Origin of the sequence: Nocardioides sp. Bht2 (genome assembly GCF_047308515.1) — a bacterium.
GTDB lineage: Bacteria > Actinomycetota > Actinomycetes > Propionibacteriales > Nocardioidaceae > Nocardioides.
In genome coordinates this window covers 142,779-150,470 of the sequence record NZ_JBLBWI010000009.1, presented here as the reverse complement: position 1 = coordinate 150,470, position 7,692 = coordinate 142,779, and the positions used below count along the sequence as shown (strand labels likewise).

At 66.3% G+C, this 7,692-nt stretch carries 6 protein-coding genes; 1 reads left to right on the top strand and 5 read right to left on the bottom strand.

All coding sequences use genetic code 11. The features are described 5' to 3' along the window. Positions 1 to 89: 89 nt before the first annotated feature. The 3 genes from ACLM5J_RS13275 to ACLM5J_RS13265 are packed head-to-tail and all read right to left on the bottom strand — an operon-like array spanning position 90 to position 3,654. On the bottom strand, positions 90 to 1,445 hold the full coding sequence (locus ACLM5J_RS13275; RefSeq protein ID WP_413656898.1) for a phospholipase D-like domain-containing protein: 1,356 nt from the start codon (positions 1,443 to 1,445) through the stop codon (positions 90 to 92). After that, on the bottom strand, positions 1,442 to 2,551 hold the full coding sequence (locus ACLM5J_RS13270) for a hypothetical protein (protein WP_413656897.1): 1,110 nt from the start codon (positions 2,549 to 2,551) through the stop codon (positions 1,442 to 1,444). The genes ACLM5J_RS13275 and ACLM5J_RS13270 overlap by 4 nt, the downstream gene beginning before the upstream one ends. Positions 2,552 to 2,556: 5 nt before the next feature. Beyond that, a complete protein-coding gene (locus ACLM5J_RS13265) occupies positions 2,557 to 3,654 on the bottom strand; it encodes a hypothetical protein (RefSeq protein ID WP_413656896.1) in 1,098 nt (365 codons plus the stop codon). A gap of 190 nt (positions 3,655 to 3,844) precedes the next feature. On the opposite strand from ACLM5J_RS13265, the gene ACLM5J_RS13260 reads away from it, so the two are divergent. Further along, positions 3,845 to 5,809 carry an alkaline phosphatase family protein gene (locus ACLM5J_RS13260; RefSeq protein WP_413656895.1) on the top strand — a complete coding sequence of 655 codons (1,965 nt, stop codon included), beginning with the start codon at positions 3,845 to 3,847 and terminating at the stop codon, positions 5,807 to 5,809. Between the two features lie 11 nt (positions 5,810 to 5,820). Here ACLM5J_RS13260 and ACLM5J_RS13255 read toward each other — a convergent pair whose 3' ends face one another. Both ACLM5J_RS13255 and ACLM5J_RS13250 read right to left on the bottom strand, forming a co-directional pair. Beyond that, complete coding sequence (locus ACLM5J_RS13255) at positions 5,821 to 6,078, bottom strand: DUF6752 domain-containing protein (protein ID WP_413656894.1); 258 nt, start codon at positions 6,076 to 6,078, stop codon at positions 5,821 to 5,823. After that, on the bottom strand, positions 6,075 to 7,640 hold the full coding sequence (locus ACLM5J_RS13250) for a hypothetical protein (RefSeq protein ID WP_413656893.1): 1,566 nt from the start codon (positions 7,638 to 7,640) through the stop codon (positions 6,075 to 6,077). The genes ACLM5J_RS13255 and ACLM5J_RS13250 overlap by 4 nt, the downstream gene beginning before the upstream one ends. Positions 7,641 to 7,692 lie beyond the last annotated feature (52 nt).

Here is a 7,692-nt window from a genome sequence, read left to right as displayed (position 1 = left end):
CGAAAAGCCCCTGAAATCGTCGATTTCAGGGGCTTTTCGTCAGGGACTATCTCGCGGAGCTGGCGGTAGCACCGGGGTGGGCGAAGGGCTCAGCCCTCTTCCCAGGCGGGGCCACCGGGCTTGGGGTAGGTCTCCTGCTGGCGCGGTGCCATCCGCAGGTTGCTGCCGTTGGACAGCGCGGAGTTCTTGCCGTAGTCGATGTACTTCGCCAGGTGCGAGCGGTACTTCCAGATGTAGTTGAAGTTCTTGTGATAGTTCCGGAGCACGCCGTCGCCCTTGATCCGGAAGATCAGCTCGTCGCCGCGCATCCCGGAGTTCGCCCAGTTGCTGGAGCCGGTCCAGGTGTAGCGCGCCTTGGTGTCGCCGTTCCAGTTGCCGGCGATGGTCAGCATCTTCTCGTGACCGTAGAGGTCGATCAGTTCGTCCTCGTCGGTGTCGTAGCCGTTGATGTGGACCGGCAGCGCACCGCGGTTGGTCTTGGTCGCGAAGATCTTGCGGACCGGAGCGCTGGCCATCCCGTACATCACCTTGACATCGCAGCCAGCCGCATAGAGGGCACGGGTCTTCGCTGCCAGCCACTCGCCGCGCTTGGTGTGCCAGGCATGCATGTGGATCCGGACCATGGTGCGGCCCTTGACGCCGGCCGGTGCACCGGCAGCGCCCGTGCACTTGACCTTGTTGAGCACCTTCATCATCGGGTCGTTGCGCTTGTTGAACCCGTTGAACGGCATCACCTGGAGCTCATACCGCTTGCCCAGGTCCACCTTGTAGTACGGGTTCTTGACCTTCTTGTCCTTACGCATCTGGTTGAAGAGCGTGACGAAGTGCTTGTGCACCGTCGCGTTCTCCTTCATCACGTACAGGTCGTTCCACTGGTTGATCGCCGCGTTGGCGGTCAGGTTGGTGGAGCCCAGCATCGTGACGTTCTCTGCACCGCCGGTCTTCGAGAAGAGGAAGAACTTGGAGTGCAGGTTCTCGAAGCCGCTGCGGCATCCGAACGAGCAGCGATACGCGAAGTTCTTCCGCTTCGGCGACTTGCCGATCATCTTGTACATCTTGTACATCGCCGAGTTCTGCTGGTGATTGTTCAGCAGGATCTGGACGCGGACACCTCGCTGACGGGCGCGGATCAACGCGTCGGCGACCGGCATCCGGTCGAAGGAGAAGACCGAGATCCGGATGTACTCACCCTTGGGAGTGCGGTTGATCGCGTTGACGATCTGCCGTTCGATCGTCCACTGCTTGGAGAGATCCGTGCCACGCGGGATGTTGAAGAAGGCGCCCGTCGGCGGTTCCCACTTCTTCTTCTTCGCCGCGACCGGCGCGGTCGCGGCTTGCGCGCTCACCGTGTTGGCGTTGGTCGTTAGGTCTGCTTGTGCAGGAACCGACAACGAGCCCGTCAAGACCATTGCCGCCACCGTTGCCCCCACGGCGATGAACTTCACGCTCGATCCTTCCCGAAACCGATGAGCCTTCGCCAGCACCTTACATGGAGGGGCGGAATCGAAAGTTCACCGATTTGGTCCTGCATCCGGTAGCGCTCGCGGTTCCGTTCGCGGACGTCGTCGAGCATGGTCGCGATCGTCTGCGTGGTGACCGCCAGCATCTCCGCGTCGCTCACCTCGGACGGATGCCGCAGATCCGGCAATTCGGTTTCAGGCGCCAGATCCGCAAGATCGCCACGGATGTCGTGCTTCCCATGCTCGAGGATCCGCACGGCGTCCTGCGCCTTACCCACCAGGCGTTCCCAACGCTGCGGACTCGGCCGGAACTTCTCGCGCCCGTTGGGCATCACGGTCCCAGCGAGGTAGGTACGGATCCACCGGCTACGGTCACCGGCGTTGTCGAAGTCGACCAACTGCGCATTGATCCGGCGCAGCGCTTCGATCTCGACCAGACCGAGACTGACGTTGGCCGCCTCGTCGGGCGCGGGGAGATCGGTGTCGACCTCCAACATCTCCAAGAAGCGTTCCCAGATGTCCGCCGTCCGCGCTCCCGCACGCATCGGCAGGATGTGGATCCGCTCATCGGGGACCGCGACCGACCAGCGGGACAACACGTCAGCCAGATCGAACGCCGCCCAGCCCCACTCATCGTGGGGGTCGTAGGCGGTGCGGCCCGGAAAACCCTCGATGCCGCGCTGTCCGCCGTTCTTGACCCACTCCTGCCACAGCGACGGCGCCAGTTCGGTGAGCACCCGCGCAGTGATCACCACATGCAACTCGACGTCACCGAGTGAGTCGACGGCGCGCTGGATGTGTTCGGGCGATGCCGGAGCGAAGAACTCATGGCTGATCACGGCCGTCGCCCCCTCCCACGCCCGGACCTCGTCGACCAGGTCCTGCCAGGGCTGTTCGACGTCGCCGGTCCGGCGAGCGAGTTTGGGGTCGTCGCGCAGATCGAGAGAGGCGATCAGGTGACGCCGCCGGTGCCGTCCCGGAATCAGGACCCCGCGGTCGGCGAGGGCCTCCTTGTGCATCCACAGACCATCTTGGATGAAGGTGGTGCCGGTCTTCAGCAGGCCGACATGGAGATACAAACGCTGAGTCACTTGGTTCACGTCCAGTTGTAGGCCTGGCGCATGCGACGCGCGGTCGCGTGCACCAGGTCGTCGAGCGAGAGACCGCTCGGTACCGGCTCACTGCCGGAGGCATAGGTCCAGGCGGCCTCGGCGGAGCGCCGGACCTCGTCAAGTTCTGGCGGGGCACTGTGCCGGGCGACGTCGCCCAGCGCGTCCAACCCGGGCAGGTCGGTCAGTTCACCGACCCAGGGGTGCGGTCCGTCGCTGAGCAGGTGGCGCAGTTCGTCGTTGCGTCGCGCCGCGTAGCGCGCGGTACGCCGATCGAGGACCGGCTTGCCCTCACTGCCGCGCAACGGTGCGAGTGCGGTATTGATCAACGGACGCATCTCGTTGCGGTAGCTGGCCGGCCGGACGTCGCCGAGGTCCTGGTTGACCCGACGCAGGAAGTCGCAACTGGCGTAGCCGACGGAGGAGTTGTCCTTGGTCTGCGACAGGTCCACCTCGATCGGCGGGAGGTTGGCTGCTTCGAGGAAGCGACGCCACAGCAGATCTCGCGGAGCCTCCGGTCCGGGCACGGTGACCAGGTGGATCCGGTCGTCGGGGACGACGGTGCGCCACCGGTCGAGGATCGTCTCGATGTCCTGGGCCCGGTGGAAGGTGTGGGCAGCCTGGCCGCCGCGGCGGTTCAGCAGCCCGGGCACGATCCGCTGCTGGTACTTCGACCAGCTGTCGGTGCCGAAGTTGCGGGTGAAGGTCTGCCACTGGGCAGGCACCACCCGGAACATGTCGCGGACCGTGAGCACGACCTCGACGTCGACACCGGCCAACGGCTCGAAGAACGCCGCCAGATGCCTGGGCCGCGCGAAGCTGAGGAACTCCATCGAGACGACGCCGACCTGCACCTCGGGTTCAGCCAGCTCGGCGACCAGCTTCTGCCAACGCTTGCGGTTCGCTTTGGGCGCTTTGGGCAGGTTCAGGATGTCGCGCACCGCGAGGGATTGGGTACCGAAGCGGCCACCGAGGAACCGCACACCTGCCTGAGCCAACGGCTCGGGGTTCGTCATCAGAACGGACTGCAAGAAGGTCGTGCCCGTCTTCATCGCACCGATGTGGAGCACGAGACGCTCAGCCATCTTTACCCTTTGAGCTAGATCCCCGGAACGTAGTCATAGATCGGAGCACTTTACCGAGTTTGCCCGCAGAATGCCGATTCCGACACGCCAGTCACTGTAAGTTTCTTCCGACTCAGCTGTCACATCCGCCACTTCTGCACCTAGACTGGGCCGGGTCCGCACCACGGTCGCCGTCTCTTGGAGTCTCCCGATGCGCCTGTTCACTTCCCCGAAGATCGCGCACCAGCCCGCCCGCCGGCGTGCTCTGCGTGCCGGCATCGCCGCCTGCGCCACCCTGGCGCTGGCCGCCACCCTCGGCAGCGCGAGCACCGCAAACAGCGCCTCCGCACGCAAGGAGAACGTGCCCAGCAGCACCGATCAGGCGACCCAGTTCCGGATCGCCTCCTTCAACATCCTCGGCGCGGGCCACACCGACAAGAATGGCGGCCGCAAGGGCTACGCCAACTCGAAGGTGCGGATGGGCCACACCGTCCAACTGCTCCAGCAATACAACCTCGGCGTCGTCGGGCTGCAGGAGTTCCAGGCCTCGCAGTACACCGACTTCATGAGCCGTACCGGCGGCGCCTACGGGGTCTACCCCGGAGCCAACTTCGGCGCCCAGTCCGCGCCGATGCACAACTCGATCATCTGGCGTAAGAGCGAGTGGCAGCTGGTCGAAGCCCGGACGCAGTCGATCCCCTACGGCTTCAAGGGGCCCAGCAGCAACCGTGTCGTCAGCCGGATCCAGATGCCGGTGATCCGGCTGCAGCGGATCAGCACCGGCCAACAGATCTGGGTGAGCAACTTCCACAATGCCGCCGACTTCCTCGGCGGCTTCACGGCAGCGGACCGGCGCAAGGGGATTCCGCAGCAGCACCGCAACGAGGCCCGCACCCTGCAGGTCAACCTGATCAACAGCCTGCGCGCCGCAGAGCCGAACATCCCGGTCTTCATGACCGGCGACATGAACGAGACCAGCAACTACCTGTGCGACGTCGTCCAACGGGCTCGGGTGCAGCCCGCCGGCCCCGGCGGCATCACCAGCAAGGGCAAGTGCACCCCACCGAAGCCGATCGGCGTCGACTGGATCTTTGGCACCACCGACGTCGCCTTCTCCGGCCACCAGCGGCTCCGCACCGCCCTCGTCGCCAAAGCCACCGACCACCCGCTGGTGATCAGTGACGTCAGCATCGCGCCGTCGCGGCTGCAGTCGACCCCGATCCGACGGGTGATCGCCATCTCCGTCGACGGTCTCCGTCCCAACATGATCGCGAAGCTCGGCTCCAAGCTGCCGAACCTCAACGCGATGGTCGCCCAAGGTGCCTCGACGACGCGGGCGCACACCGCCACCGAGTCGACCGTCGGGCTGGCCAACCAGGCTTCGATCCTGACCGGGCAGCGGGTCTACCGCAGCTCCGGCGGCCACGGCGTCAAGACCGAGAGCATCTCCACGACGACGCATAAGAAGGCTGGTCGCTACGTATCCAGCATCTTCGACATCGTGCACAACAACGAGCAGTCCACCGCGGCCTACACCGACTCCTCGAAGACCCACCAACTGCTCGCCTCCTGGACCAGCAAGTACGGCGGCGCCGACCCGCAGGGTCTCGACTCGGGACGCAACAAGCTCAGCGTGCGCAGCTACCAGTCCAACACCAACAAGCTGATCAAGTCGGCGCGCGCCAAGCTGAAGACATCTCCCGCAGCGCTGACCTACCTCCAGCTGACCGGCCCCGATGCGGCCGGCCACAAGTACGGTTTCACCAGCAAGCGCTACCGCGACGCCCTGATCGCGGCGGACCAGCAGGTCGGCCGGATCACCCGGGAGGTCCGCAGCAACTCCAAGCTGCGCGGCAGCACCCTGGTCGTCCTGACCAGCAGCAACGGCGGATCCGGTCGTTCACACAGCAACCGGACGAAGGCGGCCAACCACACCGTGCCGTTCATCGTCTGGGGCCCGGAGCTCGGGATCCCGGCAGGGGCCGACCTCTTCAGTCTCAACCCGCAGCTGACCCGCTCCTACAACCAGCTGTCGTGGACCACGCCGACGATCCGCAACGCCTCGGTGGCGAACGTCGTCACCAGCGCACTGGGACTGCAGTCGGTGCCCGGCAGCGCCACCGGGTGGAGTCAGGATCTTCGCTGGACGGCGGCGCCGGTCACCAACGGCAACTGACGCCGGCGGCGTCAGCCCAACTGGTCGGAGTACTTGGTGACCAGCGCGGCGAGTTTCTCCTCGTCGCGCTGGGCGACCGGCAGGAGCAGTTCGGTGACCAGGTCGGTCAGTTCCGCCAGACGCAGGTTGAGCTGACGGCACTCCTGGACCTCGGCTTCAAGCTCGGTCACCCGAGCTGCCAGGCGCACCATGTCCACCCGTGCGCCCCCGGCCTGCTTCACCTTCGCGCGTCCACGCGAGACGACATTGCGCAGTTCGTTGATCTTCACGGCCACTCAACCACCATTCGACACACACGGATCCGCCCACCGGTTCGGGGGGCGTCAGCACCGAGCACCGCGGCGGTGTCGGAGTCGTACTCAGTCACGTCGACCACGCGGGCCCCTCGCTCCTGCACCTCGCGCCGAACCCGCTGCACCCGCAGCGGTCGGAGCAAGCGAACCTTCTCCAGCCCCTCACCGGGGACCACGAACTCGACCACGGTCTGGCCGCCGGCGCGGGTCAACATCTCGGCCATCCGCCAGAAGTGTTCGCGCCCGGCCACCGTCGTGGTGTCCAGGAAATGCCGGCCCAGCACCAGCTTGGGGCCGGGGTCCCGGGCCAGCCGGGCCGCCCAGGACAGGGTCTGACGAAGCTCCAGCAGGTTGACTCGCTCGTAACGCGCCGGCAGCTCCTCCGCGGCAGCGAGCACAGCCGCGTGGGCGAAGCTGCGCGGCGAGTAGTCGAGGCCGACCGAAGGCACGCCCTGCTGGGCGAAGTAGTGGACGGCTGCCCCCGCGCCACAGCCGATGTCGACCAACTGCGCCGGCGTGGCGAGCTTCTCGGCGGCCCAGAGGGTCAGTGCGTCGGGGGTCAGATCATGGCGGTGCTCGCGCTCCGCCTTGGACCAGACCCGATCCCAGTTGTCACGGCCCACCCGGGTGCCGCGGAACCAACCGTTGAGTCGCCGATGGGTGCTCTGCGGCGTCTCGAAGTGGTAGGCCGGGTCCGGCACCCGCCAGCTCGGACCGTAGGTGGCGCTCAGGAACTTGTCGGTGTTGGCCGGCGCCGGCAACTCACGACCCTCCAGGGTGGTGGTGCCGAGCGGGAAGATCCACTCCCGCTTGAACGGCGTCCGGATCTCCCCCATCAGGATCAGGTGCTCGTCGTCGGTGAGGAAGCCACCGAAGACGTCGAGGCCACGCACCGAACCGTCGGCCTCAGCGACGTCGACCTTGAACGCAGCGGCGCTGTAGCGGGTGATCTCGTAGCCCATCTCGCTGAGCCGACGCTGCAGCCGGAACGACTCACGGCTCACGTCGACCGGCTTGGTGTGCTGGCTGACGTAGCCGATGTCGGCGTCGCTGTCGTGGCCGATCAGTTTGCCGCCGCGGACCGCACCGAGCAGCGTTCCGTAGGCGGGGAAGGCGTCGATGCCGGCCTTCTTCAGCGCCGCCAGCACCTCTTCGATCGAGTCGAGCAGCGGCGCGACGTGCTCGGAACTGCGGGTGTCGAAGGTCTGCGCCAGCCGGTTGGACTTGTCCAGGCCCAGCGGCTTGCCGTCCTCGGTCTCCACCTTGATCCGCTCGGGGCTCCGGCCGCCGAGCGCGACCTCGCCGGTGAACTGCACCTCGCCTGTGGCGTGCTCGACCAGACCCACCTCGACGGTGCCGTCCAAGAACCGCCGCAGCGCCGGGGGCCACTCGACGAAACTGTCGCGCCCTTGCCGGACACCGTCTCGAAGCAGCCAGAACGACCAGATCCGCCGCCCGTCGAAGAGCACATCGAGCACCATCTCCCGCTCAGCAGGTGCAGTGATCCCGTTGTCGTCGATCCGGACCCTCGTGCTCACCGCGCCGAGCCTACCGGAGCGGCTACCACCGAGCGTGCCTAGTCGCCCGATA

What these genes read in the sequence shown, in the direction of transcription:
- ACLM5J_RS13265 (WP_413656896.1), bottom strand. Translation starts at nt 3,654, where the DNA reads ATGGCTGAGCGTCTCGTGCTCCACATCGGTGCGATGAAGACGGGCACG.
- ACLM5J_RS13260 (WP_413656895.1), top strand. Translation starts at nt 3,845, where the DNA reads ATGCGCCTGTTCACTTCCCCGAAGATCGCGCACCAGCCCGCCCGCCGG.